General features: G+C 40.2%; 14 protein-coding genes and 4 tRNA genes. 17 read left to right on the top strand and 1 reads right to left on the bottom strand.

Annotated elements, in window-relative coordinates; all coding sequences use genetic code 11:
- The first annotated feature begins 270 nt into the window (after window positions 1-270).
- The 15 genes from ACIQXQ_RS02755 (at window position 271) to rlmN (ending at window position 13,476) form a co-directional block, all read left to right on the top strand.
- A complete protein-coding gene (locus tag ACIQXQ_RS02755; protein WP_402869971.1) occupies window positions 271-1,563 on the top strand; it encodes an adenylosuccinate synthase in 1,293 nt (430 codons plus the stop codon).
- Window positions 1,564-1,793: 230 nt separating this feature from the next.
- Window positions 1,794-1,869 (top strand) — tRNA-Lys (locus tag ACIQXQ_RS02750).
- Between the two features lie 8 nt (window positions 1,870-1,877).
- Window positions 1,878-1,949 (top strand) — tRNA-Glu (locus ACIQXQ_RS02745).
- A 26-nt stretch (window positions 1,950-1,975) separates the two neighbouring features.
- Window positions 1,976-2,051: transfer RNA gene (locus ACIQXQ_RS02740), tRNA-Asp, on the top strand.
- 45 nt (window positions 2,052-2,096) lie between these two features.
- Window positions 2,097-2,169 (top strand) — tRNA-Phe (locus tag ACIQXQ_RS02735).
- 419 nt (window positions 2,170-2,588) lie between these two features.
- On the top strand, window positions 2,589-4,010 hold the full coding sequence (locus tag ACIQXQ_RS02730) for a peptidoglycan DD-metalloendopeptidase family protein (RefSeq protein ID WP_402955082.1): 1,422 nt from the start codon (window positions 2,589-2,591) through the stop codon (window positions 4,008-4,010).
- A gap of 274 nt (window positions 4,011-4,284) precedes the next feature.
- Window positions 4,285-4,992 carry a response regulator YycF gene (gene yycF / locus ACIQXQ_RS02725; protein ID WP_402869975.1) on the top strand — a complete coding sequence of 236 codons (708 nt, stop codon included), beginning with the start codon at window positions 4,285-4,287 and terminating at the stop codon, window positions 4,990-4,992.
- A gap of 5 nt (window positions 4,993-4,997) precedes the next feature.
- Entirely contained in the window at window positions 4,998-6,830 is a 1,833-nt protein-coding gene (gene walK, locus ACIQXQ_RS02720) for a cell wall metabolism sensor histidine kinase WalK (protein WP_402869978.1), read from the top strand.
- A complete protein-coding gene (locus tag ACIQXQ_RS02715) occupies window positions 6,827-8,152 on the top strand; it encodes a YycH family regulatory protein (RefSeq protein ID WP_402955079.1) in 1,326 nt (441 codons plus the stop codon). Before walK ends, ACIQXQ_RS02715 begins: the two co-directional genes overlap by 4 nt.
- Window positions 8,139-8,933 carry a two-component system regulatory protein YycI gene (locus ACIQXQ_RS02710; RefSeq protein ID WP_402869982.1) on the top strand — a complete coding sequence of 265 codons (795 nt, stop codon included), beginning with the start codon at window positions 8,139-8,141 and terminating at the stop codon, window positions 8,931-8,933. The genes ACIQXQ_RS02715 and ACIQXQ_RS02710 overlap by 14 nt, the downstream gene beginning before the upstream one ends.
- Before the next feature lie 6 nt (window positions 8,934-8,939).
- Complete coding sequence (locus ACIQXQ_RS02705) at window positions 8,940-9,734, top strand: MBL fold metallo-hydrolase (RefSeq protein WP_402869984.1); 795 nt, start codon at window positions 8,940-8,942, stop codon at window positions 9,732-9,734.
- Between the two features lie 255 nt (window positions 9,735-9,989).
- A complete protein-coding gene (locus ACIQXQ_RS02700; protein ID WP_402955076.1) occupies window positions 9,990-11,198 on the top strand; it encodes a S1C family serine protease in 1,209 nt (402 codons plus the stop codon).
- Between the two features lie 169 nt (window positions 11,199-11,367).
- Complete coding sequence (locus ACIQXQ_RS02695) at window positions 11,368-11,529, top strand: CxxH/CxxC protein (protein ID WP_402869992.1); 162 nt, start codon at window positions 11,368-11,370, stop codon at window positions 11,527-11,529.
- 322 nt (window positions 11,530-11,851) lie between these two features.
- On the top strand, window positions 11,852-12,331 hold the full coding sequence (gene rlmH / locus ACIQXQ_RS02690; protein WP_402955073.1) for a 23S rRNA (pseudouridine(1915)-N(3))-methyltransferase RlmH: 480 nt from the start codon (window positions 11,852-11,854) through the stop codon (window positions 12,329-12,331).
- Window positions 12,332-12,408: 77 nt separating this feature from the next.
- Window positions 12,409-13,476, top strand: coding sequence for a dual-specificity RNA methyltransferase RlmN (gene rlmN / locus ACIQXQ_RS02685; RefSeq protein WP_402955070.1), 1,068 nt, complete (start codon window positions 12,409-12,411; stop codon window positions 13,474-13,476).
- 138 nt (window positions 13,477-13,614) lie between these two features.
- Here rlmN and ACIQXQ_RS02680 read toward each other — a convergent pair whose 3' ends face one another.
- Complete coding sequence (locus tag ACIQXQ_RS02680) at window positions 13,615-13,947, bottom strand: heme oxygenase (protein ID WP_402869999.1); 333 nt, start codon at window positions 13,945-13,947, stop codon at window positions 13,615-13,617.
- A 333-nt stretch (window positions 13,948-14,280) separates the two neighbouring features.
- Between ACIQXQ_RS02680 and ACIQXQ_RS02675 the strand changes: the two genes are divergently transcribed.
- A complete protein-coding gene (locus ACIQXQ_RS02675) occupies window positions 14,281-15,729 on the top strand; it encodes a DEAD/DEAH box helicase (protein WP_402955065.1) in 1,449 nt (482 codons plus the stop codon).
- A gap of 605 nt (window positions 15,730-16,334) precedes the next feature.
- A complete protein-coding gene (locus ACIQXQ_RS02670; protein ID WP_402955062.1) occupies window positions 16,335-17,405 on the top strand; it encodes a DUF5105 domain-containing protein in 1,071 nt (356 codons plus the stop codon).
- The last annotated feature ends 5 nt before the right edge of the window (window positions 17,406-17,410 follow it).

The following is a 17,410-nucleotide window of genomic DNA, read 5'->3' as shown; positions in this document are numbered from 1 at the left end:
AAGTTAAAAGGAGTTTGGGCAAAGAATAAGGAGAACCGTCAGGGGAGAAGGTGAATCCTTGCTAAAGTTGCACGGATTCCTTATTTGGGGATGAAAAAGTGTATAAGTAAAGAATGAAAGTCACTTAATAACGAACAAATTTATTATTAATTTATATAATGTTCGTATTTTATGTTGACTTCCCTTTGGGATTATTGATAAAATAGGTTTGTTTGATAAGAACCGGTTAAGAATCGGTATTACGTGAACCTTTGGAGGTGCTTTTTTCAGATGTCATCAGTTGTAGTAGTTGGTACACAATGGGGAGACGAAGGTAAAGGTAAGATAACGGACTTTTTATCCCAGAATGCAGAAGCCATAGCTCGTTACCAAGGTGGTAATAATGCAGGACATACGATTAAATTTAACGGAGTAACATATAAACTGCATTTAATTCCTTCTGGAATTTTTTATAGTGATAAGATTTGTGTCATCGGGAACGGAATGGTAGTCGATCCGAAAGCACTTGTAGAAGAGCTTGCTTATTTACATAGTCATGGTGTAAGCACGGATAATCTTCGCATCTCGAACCGTGCTCATGTCATCCTTCCTTACCATATTAAATTGGATGAAGTGGAAGAAGATCGCAAGGGTGCAAATAAAATTGGAACAACGAAAAAAGGAATCGGCCCTGCTTACATGGATAAAGCCGCTCGTAATGGTATCCGTATGGCAGATCTTTTGGACCGTGAAATTTTCGAGGAAAAACTGAATCAAAATCTTGTGGAGAAAAACCGCATGTTTGAACGTTTTTACGAAACGGAAGGTTTTAAAATCGAGGATATTCTTGAAGAATATTATGAGTACGGACAACAAGTGCAAAAGTATGTTTGTGATACTTCCGTTGTATTGAATGATGCACTTGATGAAGGGAAACGCGTCTTGTTTGAAGGGGCTCAAGGAGTCATGCTTGATATCGATCAAGGAACATATCCTTTCGTTACTTCCTCGAATCCAGTCGCAGGTGGCGTAACAATTGGTTCAGGTGTTGGACCAACGAAAATCAACCATGTTGTCGGTGTGTGTAAAGCTTATACAAGCCGTGTTGGCGATGGTCCTTTCCCGACAGAACTACAAGACGAGATTGGCAATCAAATCCGTGAAGTTGGACGTGAGTACGGAACAACTACGGGTAGACCACGTCGTGTCGGTTGGTTTGACGCCGTAGTCGTTCGCCATGCCCGTCGTGTAAGTGGAATCACTGATTTATCGTTAAATTCCATTGACGTGCTTTCAGGACTTGAAACGGTGAAAATTTGTGTAGCTTATGATTATAAAGGTGAAATCATTCATGAAGTGCCGGCTACTTTGAAAGCAATCGGAGAATGTAAGCCCGTTTATGAAGAGCTACCAGGTTGGTCAGAAGACATCACAGGATGCAAATCATTGGATGAATTACCTGCTAACGCCCGTCACTATGTGGAGCGCGTATCTCAATTAGTAGGCATTCCGTTGACTACATTCTCCGTCGGTCCTGACCGCAATCAAACAAACATCGTAAGAAGCCCTTGGCGTTTAGCATAAGAGGTATAAAGAAGTCGACTAAGTGCGGCTTCTTTTTTTACTTAGTTGGTAAAAAAGACCTATTTAATGGGAGTAGAATCATGGTAGATATATAAAAAAATATATGAATTTAAATTTATTTTAAAATACTATTGCACAAACCATAAATACTATGATAATATAAAAAGCGTCGTCACAGTAGAACAACGTTAAGCGACATTGCAAGACATACGGATTACATTCATTAGTACGAGCCATTAGCTCAGTTGGTAGAGCATCTGACTTTTAATCAGAGGGTCGAAGGTTCGAATCCTTCATGGCTCACCATTTTTTTCGGCCCATTGGTCAAGCGGTTAAGACACCGCCCTTTCACGGCGGTAACACGGGTTCGAATCCCGTATGGGTCACTTTTCTTCTTAATTATATGTTTGATGGTCCCGTGGTGTAGCGGTTAACATGCCTGCCTGTCACGCAGGAGATCGCGGGTTCGATTCCCGTCGGGACCGCCATTTTATTTTTTACATGATTCTTTCATAATGAAAAATGGAATATTTGGCTCAGTAGCTCAGTCGGTAGAGCAAAGGACTGAAAATCCTTGTGTCGGCGGTTCGATTCCGTCCTGAGCCATTCTTTTGTAAAGTGCCCTAGGGCGCTTTTTTGTTTGCTTTAAAAGTAAACTGTCTTAGCCCTTTAAAGGAAATCTCTTTGATGGCACTTCTGTTAAGTGTTTGTTATCAGATTGTAACAATGTTAATGCCACCCTTAGTAACCATCGACTCGTCACCCCAACCAGGACCTACTTTCCTCGTGGAAACCATACCTTCGCTGCTCTTTTGCAAAAAGAGCGATTTGGCACTTGTTGTCACTATTTATACATTTATATTACAATACGAAGTCTATTTCTTGATTTTTTTTTCATTATGGTAAAGTTATGAGTGGAAAAAAAGAAATTAATCATGTGTATATGAATTTTGAAAACAAGGTAATTTATCTTAATTTTTTGATTAGTTTCTTAATGGGCCAAGGGCCGTTAAGGGGGACAATAAATGTTCAGCTCAAAAGGCAAAGGAAGTTTCCTGGTGATGGTTTCCATCATCTTATTGCTTGCAGGGAATCGTGCTACGGCTGCGGAAATTCAACAAATCTCCTCCATTCAGCATGTATATGTTGATGACGAGTTCATTGGCAGCGTGAGTGATGAATCCGAAATAGAAAAAATGGTACTAGCTAAAATAGTCGAAGCAGAGGCGGATTATCCCGAATACACATTCGATAAGGAAGCACAGATGACATATGTGCAAGAGAATGTATTTAATGCAGAAATAGATGATGAAGAAACCTTAAAGGTACTCGAGGAAGAGTTTGCTGTAAAAGCGGAGGCTTATGAAATCACCATTGATAATCAAGTAGTTGCTTACGTTCCCTCCAAGGAGGATGCACAGGAGGTTTTAAAAGAGATTCACCTATTATATATAGATGAGGGTGAATTGGCCGAATATGAAGAGAGTCAGGAAGCTGGAGTTTTAAAACAGCCCATGGCTCTAAACGAGCAAGGAAGCAGGATACTGTCCATTGAATACTCAAAGCCGATCTCCTGGAAGGAAACGATTATGGAACCGGATAAGCTCATGACTGTGAAGGATGCCATTTCCTTGATAGAAAAAGGAAAGAAGGAAAAAGTCATCTATGAGGCAACTGGAGATGAAGAACTTGAGGCGATTGCCGATCAGTATGATATGTCCCTGGGACAGCTTTTACAGCTTAATTCAGAACTAGAAGAGGGCAAGAGGCTTCATAAAGGGCAAAAGGTCCGTGTGACGGAGGTAGCTCCTTTTGTGAATGTGCTGGTAGAAAGAGAAGTATTGAAAGAAACTGAAATTCCTTTCGAGAGAAAAGTAATAAAGGATAAGAACCTATTGAAGGAAGAATCTGTCGTTGAGCAAGAAGGACAGGAAGGCGTTCAGGCATTCACGTATAAACTCACTGAAACAAACGGTGAGCTCTTAAGTGAAACGATCGTGAAAAAGGAAATTACCGCGGCAACACAAAATGAGATAACTAGAAAAGGCACGAAAATCATTCCTTCAGAAGGGAGCGGAACCTTTGCATGGCCTGCTGATGGGGGCTATATTTCAAGCAAACAAGGACATCGTTGGGGCAAGCTTCATAAGGGAATAGATATTGCTAGGCCAACCACCAGAACTATTACGGCGGCTGATCATGGCACTGTTGAGTTTGCCGGTAACGCCGGGGGTTATGGTAATAAGGTGACAATCAACCATAACAATGGGTACAAGACGGATTATGCTCACTTAGAATCAATAGACATCGAAGCAGGACAGAAGATTGAAAAAGGAATGCCTATTGGTAGAATGGGCTCGACAGGCAACTCCACTGGCGTTCACCTTCATTTTGAAATCTATAAAAATGGTGTTCTCGCAAACCCGTTAGATTATATAAGCCAATAGAAGTCTTCGAGACATTTTTCGAAGACTTCTTCTGCTATCTTCATAGATGAGAATAATAGGTAAAAGATGATTTAATGCCTGTAAAATGATAAAGTAGAAGAGGTACAATATGCTCGATTTAGGTGTTTTGACCGTTTTTTAGGGAATATATAGTGTGAGGATTTGCATTACTAGTACGAAGGTCAGTATGAACATCAGGACAATACGAATAAACGTCCCGGATAAGGACATGTTTTTTATAGAGTAAAGTTATGCTTTAAAAGGAGATAGGTAGATGGATAAGAAAATTCTAGTAGTGGACGATGAAAAGCCGATTGCAGATATTTTACAATTCAATTTAAAAAAGGAAGGGTACGATGTTTCCTGTGCATATGATGGCAATGAAGCTCTAAAAATGGTGGAAGAGCTTCAACCTGATTTGATTTTACTTGATATCATGCTTCCACAGCGTGACGGGATGGAAGTTTGCAGAGAAGTAAGAAAGAAATATGAAACGCCAATCATCATGTTAACAGCAAAAGATTCGGAAATCGATAAAGTCTTAGGATTAGAGCTTGGTGCGGACGATTATGTGACGAAGCCGTTTAGTACCCGGGAAATAATTGCTCGGGTAAAGGCAAACTTAAGACGTCAACAAGCCGTTCCGGTGCCAGATCAAGAAAATGAGCCAAAGGAAATTACAATAGGCAATCTTACCATCCATCCTGATGCATATGTCGTGTCTAAGCGTGGAGAGACGATCGAGTTAACGCACCGAGAATTCGAGCTGCTTCATTATTTAGCTAAACATATTGGCCAGGTCATGACAAGGGAGCACTTATTGCAAACTGTGTGGGGATATGATTACTTTGGCGATGTCCGAACTGTCGATGTAACCGTTAGACGCCTCCGTGAAAAGATTGAGGATAACCCAAGTCACCCAGGTTGGATCGTAACTAGACGAGGGGTCGGTTATTACCTGCGTAACCCTGAACAGGAGTAATATCTATGAAAAAGGTTGGTTTTTTTCGTTCAATTCATTTTAAATTCGTCCTGATTTATGTGTTGCTTATTTTCGTAGCCATGCAAATAATTGGGGTGTATTTTGTCGGGGAATTGGAAGAAAATCTCGTCGGGAATTTCACAAAGTCGATCAAGGGCCATGTTAACCTGCTTACCTATAGCATTGGGGAAGAAATGGAGAAATCGAGGGGGGAGGAAGACCCTACCCTCGAAGAAGCCATTAATACGGTATTGAAAGATCGCGACAACTCAACGAATGATATTTCGGAAGTGCGCGTTATCGATACCCGCAGCAGGCGGGTGATTGGGACGTCCGATCCCGGTAACCAAGAGATTGTAGGAAAGAAAACGACACTGCCGATCATCAAGAACACGTTGACTTATGGTGGCGAGGATCATGAAATATATAGAGATCCGAATACTGGCAGGCGTGTATGGGTCCTTTCAACACCCATTGAAGCGAATGGTACGGTGATAGGAGCGGTCTATGTCATTGCGGAGATGGAGAATGTCTTCGAACAAATGGATGAAATCAACGCCATTTTCATGACTGGCACGGCCATCGCTCTGGCCATAACAGCCATTTTGGGGATTCTGCTTGCGCGGACCATCACACGGCCAATGTCTGATATGAGAAAACAGGCGTTGGTGATGGCCAAAGGGAATTTCTCACGAAAGGTAAAAGTATATGGCGATGACGAAATAGGGCAGCTAGCCGTTACCTTCAATAACTTGACTAAGAAACTTCAAGAGTCGCAATCGAGTACGGAAGGGGAGAGACGGAAGCTTTCATCTGTTCTCACCAACATGACGGATGGCGTTATATCGACGGATAGGCGTGGCCGGGTGAATTTGATAAATGAACCTGCCGCACAGCTTTTGAATGTCTCACGTGAAGCCGTCATGAACCAACCAATCATCGAATTGTTGGGACTTGAGGAAGAATATAAATTCGAAGATTTACTGGAAGAAAGGGAGTCCATCATCCTTGATTACAGCAAAAAGGGTCAACCGTTTATTTTAAGAGGGAACTTTTCCGTCATCCAAAAGGAAACGGGCTTCGTTAATGGTTTGATTACAGTGCTCCATGATATTACGGAGCAGGAAAAGATAGAAGGGGAGCGAAGAGAGTTTGTCGCTAATGTATCCCATGAGTTGCGTACGCCGCTCACGACGATGAGAAGCTATCTCGAGGCATTGGCTGAAGGTGCCTGGAAAGATGAAGAGATTGCCCCTGCCTTTTTAAGTGTCACACAAAATGAAACGGAGCGGATGATCAGGCTTGTAAATGACCTGTTACAGCTTTCAAAAATGGACAGTAAAGATTACCGGCTTAAAACCGGATGGGTGAATCTGAATAAGTTCTATGACCATATTATCGATCGTTTTGAAATGACGAAAAATGACGATATTACTTTTAAAAGAGACATACCAAAGGACGCGTATTTTGTCGACATTGATGAAGACAAGATCACCCAGGTTCTTTATAATATCATTTCGAATTCCTTGAAGTATTCTCCTGAAGGAGGTCAAGTGACATTCCGTATCAGGCCAAAGGAAAACTTTATCGTGATTAGCGTAACTGATCAAGGTGTCGGTATCCCTAAGAAAGTGATCGATAAGATTTTTGACCGGTTTTACCGAGTGGATAAAGCTCGGGCAAGGAATCTTGGAGGGACTGGACTTGGGCTGGCGATTGCAAAGGAAATGGTCGTTGCCCATGGAGGCAAAATTTGGGCGGAAAGTGTGGATGGAAAAGGAACTACGGTGTTCTTTACACTTCCTTACGAACAGGAAGAAGAGGATGATTGGGCATGAATTTTGAGCGTGCGAAAAGTATCATACTGATTATTTTAGTTGGGACAAGCGTTTTCTTGACATGGAGTATTTGGACGTACGAGCCTGAATATAAAAAAATCGATGAATCCGATCTGATTAAAATCAAGAGTGATGAACAAATTGTCAGTGATGTCATAAAACCCGTCAGTGTTCTTTTTCATCGCAACGGCCAGCATTTCCAGACAATCGATCCCGAAAAAATCGAAAGAATGGAGAAAGAGTTTTCACAATGGACGTTTAGTGATATAAAGCAGATGTCATTGAAGATGATTCAAAGGGACTTCGATGATTTCGTCCATGAGGATAGATCAATCGAGATCAACTTTTCCGATGATGTTCCGATGTCTTTATATAAAACGGTACTGGATGTAAAGGACGAAGATATGGCGAGCTTTACCTTTGACCGGATCGTGATCAAGCAGAAGGATATCAGCGGTGACCAATCAGCCGTTTATTTCGTTTCTTATGAACATGAACAAATCCATCAAGGAATGGTCCCTACTAAGGACCTTAGAAAGTTCAGTGAGAAGTTCTATAATAAAAGTTATCCTACCTATACAGCTCATACGTTACATGATAAAAGGACGATTTTTGTTCCGGAAAAGCCCGTGGAAGTCAACCGATATCAATATTATATAGATTATCTGGACGTTAAGAATCTGAAAGATGCCTTATTCAGTAATCCTAAATATGTTCGTCAAGAAACGGTAACCCGAGGCGAGGAATACTCCGACGGAACAAGACTGTTGTCAGTCAACAATGAAAATTATATTCTCTCGTATATAAACCCTGCCCAAAAGAGTAAAGTGTTCGGCAGTTCTAGTGAGCTGTTGGAAAAAAGCATTGATTTCATCAATGATCATGCCGGGTGGGAAGGTAGTAATTACCGATTTGATTATATGTCGGAAAATGAGCAGCGTGTGGTATTCCGTTTATTTATAGATGGTTATCCAGCTTTCAACGAATATGGAATGACTGAAATCGAGCAGATTTGGGGGAAGGAAGATATTTATAGTTATCAACGTCCCTACTTCTCATTGGCTTCCGTCTTGCCATCAGAAGGATCTGTAGTGACCTTGCCTACAGGAAATGAAGTGTTGAACCAGCTGGAAGAGAACGGGAACATCGATCTCGATAGTGTGCAAGATATTTCAATAGGTTATAAGTTAAACAAATCGTTGGACTCTAAACTCGTTACTCTCGTTACACTGGAACCAACTTGGTATTACCGTTCCGGTGAAAAGTGGTTGATTGCGCCTGTTGACGAAAATGCAGGAGGCGATAACGATGGATTGGAATAATACAAAATCCATATTCATAATGGTATTTTTCATATTGAATATATTTTTACTGTATCAGTTTCTTGAGAAAATCAATGATAACCAATATGAATTCATTGCAGAGTCTTCCTATGAGGAAGTTCTAAAAGAAGACGAGATCAAAACCATTCCGCTCTCGAAGCAAAAGGTAAAGGATCAATTCTTAATTGCAAAAAGTAAAACATTTGATAAGAAAGAACTAAAGAATCTAAACAACCAGAAAGTAAATATTATAGATGGGAATAAGCTGGTCGGTTCATTAAAAACGCCCATCAGTTTAGGTAAAGAAATTCATCCCGCGGATGTTACCATATTCCTGAAGGATCACATTTTATACGGAAGTGAATATGGGTTTTGGAGCTATGATAAGGATAATCAAACCATCATTTGCTATCAGGTTTCCGACAATAAGATGTTTTTTAACAACAGTAAAGGAAAGGTCACTTTGTATCTGAATAAGGAAGCCGAAGTGACCTCCTATGAGCAGACATATTTAGTGGGAATTGAAAAGTTCAATAAACCGAAAGAGCTGTATTCCGACCTGGATGCTGTTTATGCCTTATATAGTCATGGTGATATCGTATCAAAAGACGAAGTTACGGACGTAAAGCTTGGGTTTTATAATTCGTTGCAAACCACATCGTTCTCACATCTTCTTGTACCGACATGGTGGGTAGTCGTGAACGATGAAACGGATTTATTCGTAAATGCGTTCGATGGCGAAGTGATTGAGTTAAATACAGAAGAAAAAATACTGGAGTGAGTATAGATGACTATGCATTTTAGTGTACTCGCAAGTGGGAGTACGGGAAATGCCTTGTTCGTGGAGACGGAGGACCAATCTTTCCTTGTCGATGCGGGATTGAGTGGGAAAGCCTTGGAAGGATTATTTCAGGATATCGGCCGAGATATGTCCAAGCTTTCTGGAATCCTGGTTACGCATGAACATAGCGACCACATTAAAGGTCTGGGAGTCGTCGCTAGAAAACATAAGCTCCCCATATATGCGAATACAAAGACATGGCAAGCAATGGAGCGTTCCATCGGGGAGATTTCTCCTGAACAGAAATTCGCCTTTGAAATGGAACAAGTCAAAACCTTTGGAAGCCTTGATATTGAATCGTTTGGTGTATCTCATGATGCTGCCGAGCCGATGTTTTATGTGTTCCATCAGGGAGGAAAAAAACTTGTGGTCATAACCGACACAGGTTATGTCAGCGATCGGATGAAAGGCATCATCACGAATGCTGATGCCTATGTGTTTGAGAGCAACCATGATGTGTCCATGCTTCGGATGGGTCGATATCCATGGAGCATCAAGCGCCGGATTTTAAGCGATGTTGGACATGTATGCAATGAAGATGCTGCCCTTGCCATGAGTGAAGTGGCAGGGGACAAGACGAAACGGATATACTTGGCCCATTTAAGTATGGATAATAATATGAAAGACCTTGCAAGAATGTCAGTGGAGCAAACCTTAAAAACGAAAGGGATTATTGTTGGCGAGCAGTTTTCGCTCTACGATACGGATCCCAAAAGACCAACAGAGCTTGTTACACTATAATGAGTAAAGGAATGAGTGGGGAAACCTGCTTCATTCCTTTTTTATTTTTAATGGGTTAGTTAGTAAGGGGATTAAAAAGGGTATTGGTTGGTTAGTACTGAATGAATAGAAAAATGATGATAAAAAAAGAGGCAGTAAGCTAAATATGGCATACATTTTTTTAGATATTTCTTGTTAATTGAGTATAATTAAGGGTGGATATCAAACACTAGTAATTGCTATAATTCATTCCTAAAAAGAGAGGATGGAGCGGTCTTGGAGAACGTAGAGAACCAAAATAAACAGAAAAAAGGAAGCCGTACAGGTTATTTTCTATCAGGCTTAGGAGGCGCCATCATTGGGGCTCTGCTGATTTTATTAGCATTCCCGGTCGGTGGGGTATTAAATGATGAAACAAACCCAAACCAGACGGAAAATTCAAGGGATGGTGAAGAGACCAAGCCAATTCAGCAGAAAGTTTCCGTAGAGGTCACAAGTGCTGTCACGGGTGCGGTTGATAAGGCAAGCGATGCAGTTGTTGGAATCTCCAATATTCAGGAAACTTCCTTCTGGGGCGGAAAAGGAAACGAAAGCAGTTCAGCCGAAGCGGGTACTGGATCTGGAGTCGTATATAAAAAGGATGGTGGCAAAGCCTATATTGTCACGAACAATCATGTTATCGAGAATGCTAATGAGTTAGAGGTCACGTTAAGTGATGGAACCAAGCTACCTGCCGAGCTACAAGGAAGTGACCCTTGGACGGATTTAGCTGTCGTGGTAGTGGAAGCGGATAAAGTTAAGACGGTAGCAGAGTTTGGCACAACCGAAAAATTAAAGCCAGGTGAACCCGTCATAGCGATCGGTAACCCATTAGGACTTCAATTCTCTGGATCCGTTACACAAGGAATCATCTCAGGAGTAGAGCGTACCATTGAAGTGGATATCGATGAGGACGGACAGGTAGACTGGAATGCAGAAGTTATCCAAACCGATGCGGCGATTAACCCAGGAAATAGTGGCGGGGCCCTCGTAAACATGTCCGGTCAGGTCATTGGGATCAATTCCATGAAGATTGCGGAAAATGCCGTAGAAGGCATTGGTCTATCCATCCCGATTGATTCAGCGATTCCTATTATCAGTGATATTGAGAAATATGGTGAAGTGAAACGTGCCTACTTAGGTGTCAATCTGGCATCAGTTGAGGAAATTTCACAGTATCATCAGCAGAATACATTAAAATTGCCAAACAAAGTAACCTCTGGTGTGGCTGTGACTGGCGTTCAAAGTAACTCACCAGCGGCAAAAGCAGGCCTAGAGGAATTTGATGTAATTGTTGGTATGGATAATGAAAAAATTCATGATATCGTTGAATTAAGGAAGTACCTGTACAATGAAAAGAAAATTGGTGACACTGTAAAAATCACTTATTACCGAGATGGGAAAAAGGAAACCGCAGAAATTAAGCTTTCAAGTGGAGAAATCTAAAAGCAATAAAGCAGGGGAGTTTTGCTTTCCCTGTTTTTTTGCTTGTGTTTTTATTATCGTTTGATACCATTACTTGTGGATATTTTGCCGAATATGATGAATACTAAATGAATTGTGGATAAGTGGCATCAATAGATTGGCCAATAAAAAATGAAAAGGAGAATGAGGAATGAACCTATATTGTTGTCAGGAACACGTTGATATGGCGCTTGATGAAGTTGTATATGAGTGTGAAACGTATCCGTTATTAACGCTGGTTTCAGAAGAAAATAAGTTATCAACAACCTGTGAATATTGTCGAAACGTGGCAATATATCTAGTAGGGAACTAATATTCCCATACAAGATGTGGATAGAAATTGTGGATATGTGGATAAGTTTTGTGGATAACCTGTTCGTAACCTATTTGGAAAGACTAAAATACTGGAAAAAGTCATAATGAAAAACCACCGGCACTTTCTTTTAGAAGGGCTGGTTTTTTGTTATTTAGGAAGCAAATATAGTCCAATATTCTTTATAGGTAAGTCTCTTAAATCTTAACTTTTGGATTTGGAAAGGATTTGCTTGTTTTGTTTATGGGTCTCTCTAAGGTATGATAATAGGAGGTACTTCCAACAATTGAACTAAAAACATATGGAAAGTCAGAGGATATATATGAAGATAACGATCATTACGGTTGGCAAGCTCAAAGAAAAATACTTAAAGCAAGGAATGGCCGAATATACAAAACGGCTAGGAGCCTATGCTAATATAGATTTTATAGAAGTGCCTGATGAAAAGGCACCAGAAAACTTGAGTGCAGCGGATATGGATATCGTCAAGCAAAGAGAAGGTGAACGGATCTTGGCGAAAATCAGCCAGGATACTTATGTGATTACGCTTGAAATCAATGGGAAGCAGCTCACTTCTGAGCAACTTGCGACCCATATTGACCAACTTGCCACTTATGGAAAAAGCAAACTTGCCTTTATTATTGGTGGTTCACTGGGGCTTAGTGCCGATGTGATTTCTAGAAGCGATTACGCCCTTTCCTTTTCTAAAATGACCTTTCCGCATCAACTCATGAAGTTAGTTTTGTTGGAACAGATCTATCGGGCGTTTCGGATAAATAGAAATGAGCCATACCATAAATAATCACCCAATCGATGATGGGTGGTAGCGTTAGCTAGGTAAAGAATTTAATCTTAACGTTATGAAAAGAGGGTAACCATATGAATAAAGAGTCCATTTATGGATTAACATTTGAACAATTGACAGCTTGGCTTTTGGAGCATGGCCATAAAAAATTCCGGGCAACCCAAGTCTGGGAATGGCTTTATCGGACGCGCGTTACGGATTTCTCTGAAATGACAGATGTTAATAAAGAGTGCATTCAACTGCTGGAAGAAAACTTTGTCATCCAGACTTTGACTGAACATGTTAAACAGGAGTCGGCGGATGGGACAATCAAGTTTCTATTCAAATTACTGGATGGTAACCTGATTGAAACGGTCATGATGCGCCATAAGTATGGGATATCCGTTTGTGTCACTACCCAAGTAGGCTGTAATATAGGCTGTAGTTTTTGCGCAAGCGGTTTATTAGCGAAGAGCCGTGACTTAACTGCTGGAGAAATAGTGGAACAGATCATGAATGTTCAACTCCATCTTGATCAGTTGGGACAAGGGGATATCGTCAGTCATGTAGTCGTAATGGGGATTGGCGAGCCTTTTGATAATTTCGATAATATGATCGACTTTTTGAAGGTCATCATGGACCATAAAGGGTTGGCTATTGCAGCAAGACGCATTACTGTTTCCACGAGTGGGCTGGCTAATAAAATCTATGAATTTACCGATACTCAATTACAGGTTAATTTGGCCATTTCTTTACATGCCCCGAATAATGAACTAAGAACGAGAATCATGAAAATAAATCGTGGCATTCCAATCGAAAAATTAATGAAGTCATTGGATTATTACTTGGAAAAAACGAATCGTAGAATTACGATTGAGTATATCCTATTGAGGGACGTCAACGATCATCGAGAAGAAGCCGAACAACTTGCCGAATTGCTTGATGACAAGAAACATCGTTTATATGTAAACTTGATTCCATATAACCCTGTAGATGAACACAGTCAATATCAAAGAAGCGAGAAGGAGTCAGTGCTAGCATTTTATGATACGCTGAAAAAACGAGGCGTGAATTGTAAAATCCGTCAGGAACATGGTACGGATATAGATGCTGCCTGTGGTCAGTTAAGAAGTAAACAAATCAAAAAAGCAGAGGCCAACTGAGAAAGGCCCCATGTATAGAAAAAACAGTATGTTTTTGCACACATACTGTTTTTTTATGCTGAAAGATGAACGGCCATGCTTCTAAAAACAAGAAAAATGGGGCTGTAAGGATACAGCCTCATTTAAATGAGAAGTTGATTATTTAGCGATTTCTTTTACAGAAGCGATTTCATATGTGACAATTTCGCTACCGATAATTGGTGATTCTTTTTTAGCTTCATCTGAAGAAGGTTCTGGACGTTTATGTGCAGCTTTAAACGCGTCACTGTTTCTCCATGCAGTAAAGCTGTCCATGTTTTCCCAGTACATATTCACGTTTAGTTCGTCGTAGTCCGTTAAGTTTTGTGTTAACAATACTTCAACTTTAACGAAGCCTTCTGTCGTATCTAGAGGGCCTGGTGCCGTAAAGCCTGGTGCCATTACTGCTCCCATTCCTTTTTTTACTTTGATTTTATTCGCTACGATTATCATCATTAATCTCTCCTTTTAAGGTTATTTAACTGATTCATTACATACATATTTTAGCACATTATTAAGCTTATAATCCATTTTGATTAATCAATAACTGTTGATAGTGAATTCTATACTGGATTTGCTGTTTTGAGTATATATCGAACCATCTTATTATTTGTCTTTCAAAAAGTATTATACCCGGATGGCATGAAGGGAAGTCTTTGAAGCAGGAATTGGTTTAGGAATTATAAGGTTTATTGATGCATATCGCGTATAATAGAATTTAGTATAAGGAAATAACAATTACGGAAACAATAAAGCAAGATACTAAACAATAAAAGAGGCTGTTATATGACGGAAATTAAGTTTATTGATTATAAATTAAGTGATGAAATCGTTCGGGCGTTGGAAAGCCTAGGCTATCAGCATCCAACGGAAGTGCAACGTGAAGTGATTCCTGTTGCTTTGCAAAAAAGGGACCTGGTCGTGAAGTCGCAAACGGGAAGCGGAAAAACGGCTGCATTCGGCATACCGCTCTGTGATATGGTCGATTGGCAGGAGAATAAGCCACAGGCGCTCATTTTAACACCAACGCGAGAGCTTGCCGTACAGATTAAGGAGGACATTACGAATATTGGTCGATTTAAACGGATTAAAGCAACTGCGGTATATGGGAAGTCTCCCTTTGCCCAGCAAAAAGCGGAGTTGAAGCAAAAGAGCCACGTGGTTGTGGGTACGCCTGGACGTGTCCTTGATCATATTGAAAGAGGTACATTCGCTTTAGACCGATTAACCCATTTGGTAATCGATGAAGCCGATGAAATGTTAAATATGGGATTCATCGAGCAAGTGGAAGCCATCATTAAAGTACTGCCGCAGGATCGTGTGACGATGCTGTTTTCCGCTACTTTACCAGATAGCATTAAAAAACTGTGCCATAAATATATGAAGGAACCTTTGGATATTGAAATAAAGGCAACCGGCTTAACGACTGAAAAAATCGAACATGCTGTTATTGAAGTCAAGGAAGATGACAAGTTTACCCTGCTTAGAGATGTTACGATTGTCGAAAATCCAGATAGCTGCATCATTTTCTGTCGCACAAAAGACAAGGTCGACCAAGTATGTGAGCAGTTAGTGGAATTAGAGTATCCATGCGATATGATTCATGGAGGGATGCTTCAGGAGGACCGCCTGGCAGTGATGGACGAGTTCAGAAGAGGTGAATTCCGCTATCTAGTCGCGACCGATGTAGCGGCACGTGGAATTGATATTGATAATATCACCCATGTCATCAATTATGACCTACCACTTGAAAAGGAAAGCTATGTCCATCGTACAGGTAGAACAGGACGTGCGGGTAAACAGGGGAAGGCAATCACATTTGTGACTCCATTCGAAGGTAAGTTCCTCACCGAGATTCAAAGCTATATCGGATTTACGATCCCTACCATGCCGGCTCCATCAAAAGAATATGTCTTGGACATGAAGAATGATTTTGAAGCGAAGCTAAAGACACGGCCAAAAATTAAAAAAAGTAAAAGTGAACAGCTTAACAGACAAATTATGAAGCTGTATTTTAATGGTGGCAAGAAAAAGAAAATCAGGGCCGTAGATTTCGTGGGTACCATTGCAAAAATAGAAGGAGTAAAGGCAGAGGACATCGGCATTATAACCATTCAGGATAATGTTTCCTATGTAGAGATATTGAATGGAAAAGGTCCGCTGGTCTTGAAAGTGATGAAGAATACGAAAGTCAAAGGCAAGGTTTTGAAGGTTTCAGAGGCAAATAAACGATAAATGGCAGGAAGAACCGGAAAAGACGTACATATATCTTTTCCGATTCTTGTAAGGCCAGGTTCGCTCTAATACTAGTGAAACAACGGAAACATTCACCTTTCTACAGTGCCACATCAGAAGCTACCCGGAGACTTCACTGGACATCCTATCCTTGGTTTTCCCGGCGAAAAACATGTGCGAAGATAGAAAGAACCTTATTACCGTGAGTTACATAGTGTTAGAAATTGATATAAAGGTCGTCCTAAGGGATGATCTTTTTTTGTGTGCAGTTTTAATTTATGGGTAAAAATCGTAGCGGTCTTTCTGGTTTAATAGGGGAATGGTTAAAATGGCTCATGAAAGTAAAGAAGTGGATATGACCTATATACTTTATGCCTGTTCAACTATAAAAATTATACCAAAATATTCATAAAATAGGTTGTTTTTGGGTTTGTGGTAGGCCGATTAGAGGTAAATAAAGATAAGTGGAAAAAGAATCCAATACATACTAGTCTAAAATCATTGATCTGCATTAACTAATAGTTCTCGGTATTCTTTTTCCCTATCCAAAGATCTCGCTGGAAATCAGTGTGCGGTCTTTTACTTATTTATAGGGGGGAATTTTGATGGTGTCTAAGTTAAGGGGTATTTCGCTATTGTTTATTTGTATGCTGTTGTTATCTGCATGCAGCAGTTCTAGTGGATCTTCGGAAAAAAAGAGCGATAGCAAGAGTAAGAATAAGGATTTAGAGGTATCCATTGAGGATGCATCTTTTGTGCTACTTGGAAAAGATGATGGTGTGGCTGAAGAAGGTACAGAAAAAGGAGTCCTGGCGGTTAAATTTAAGTTGAGTAATAAATCAAAGGATGGCATTCGACTCTCAACAAGAGATGGATTTAAGTTATACGATGGCGATGAAGAGACAAATGCCATTTCAGATGCATATAACACCAACGTAGGGATTGAGTTTGAGTCTAGTGGCGATTTGGGTGCCGGCAAAACGAAAACGACCACAGGCTTTTTTGAAGTAGAAAAAGATAAAGAGTATGAAATAGGGATAAAAGCGGCTTCAGAAGACTATGAAAAGAAAATTGAAGAAGTGATCATTAAGGTGAACACGGCAGATTATGCTGAAAGTTTTGATGCCCTTCAAGACCCGGCGAAAGCGTTAGCTGCTTATATTGATTCGATATACCTGGATAAGGACAATAGTGATTATGAAAAATTAGTATCTGCTGACAAAGCGGTTATACAGGAAGAAGCGAAAAAGGTATTCAAAGAGAAAATAAAAAGGTACTTTGTAGGGAAATTGACTGATGAAGAAGTAGATAAACTTTATGCTGCTTATAAATCGGCTCAGTCACAAAAGGCCGAGTTTAAAACGGTCACATCTGCCAAGGCAAATGGAAAAGCCGTGGTGCTAATTGAATTCTCAACGGTTTCATTGCGAAACATATATGAAGACCTTTCAGAATACCAATATGAATATAGAGAAAAAACGAAAAAATACGATGAAAAAGGTACCAAAAAGTATTTAATATCTAAATTCGATAAAATCATAAATAATCAAGAAGTAGAAGAAGGCGAAGATTTAAAGATTCATATGATAGAAGAGGATGGAAAGTGGAACGTTAATTCATCACAAGATGGTCAAGAAAGATTAACGAATATTTTTGCTGCAGGATCAAAATATTAAAGGAG

The sequence above is a fragment of the Peribacillus sp. NPDC097198 genome, assembly GCF_044762055.1.
Classification (GTDB): Bacteria; Bacillota; Bacilli; order Bacillales; family DSM-1321; genus Peribacillus.
Note: the sequence above shows the minus strand (reverse complement) of the source record. Positions and strands in the feature narration are given on the sequence as shown.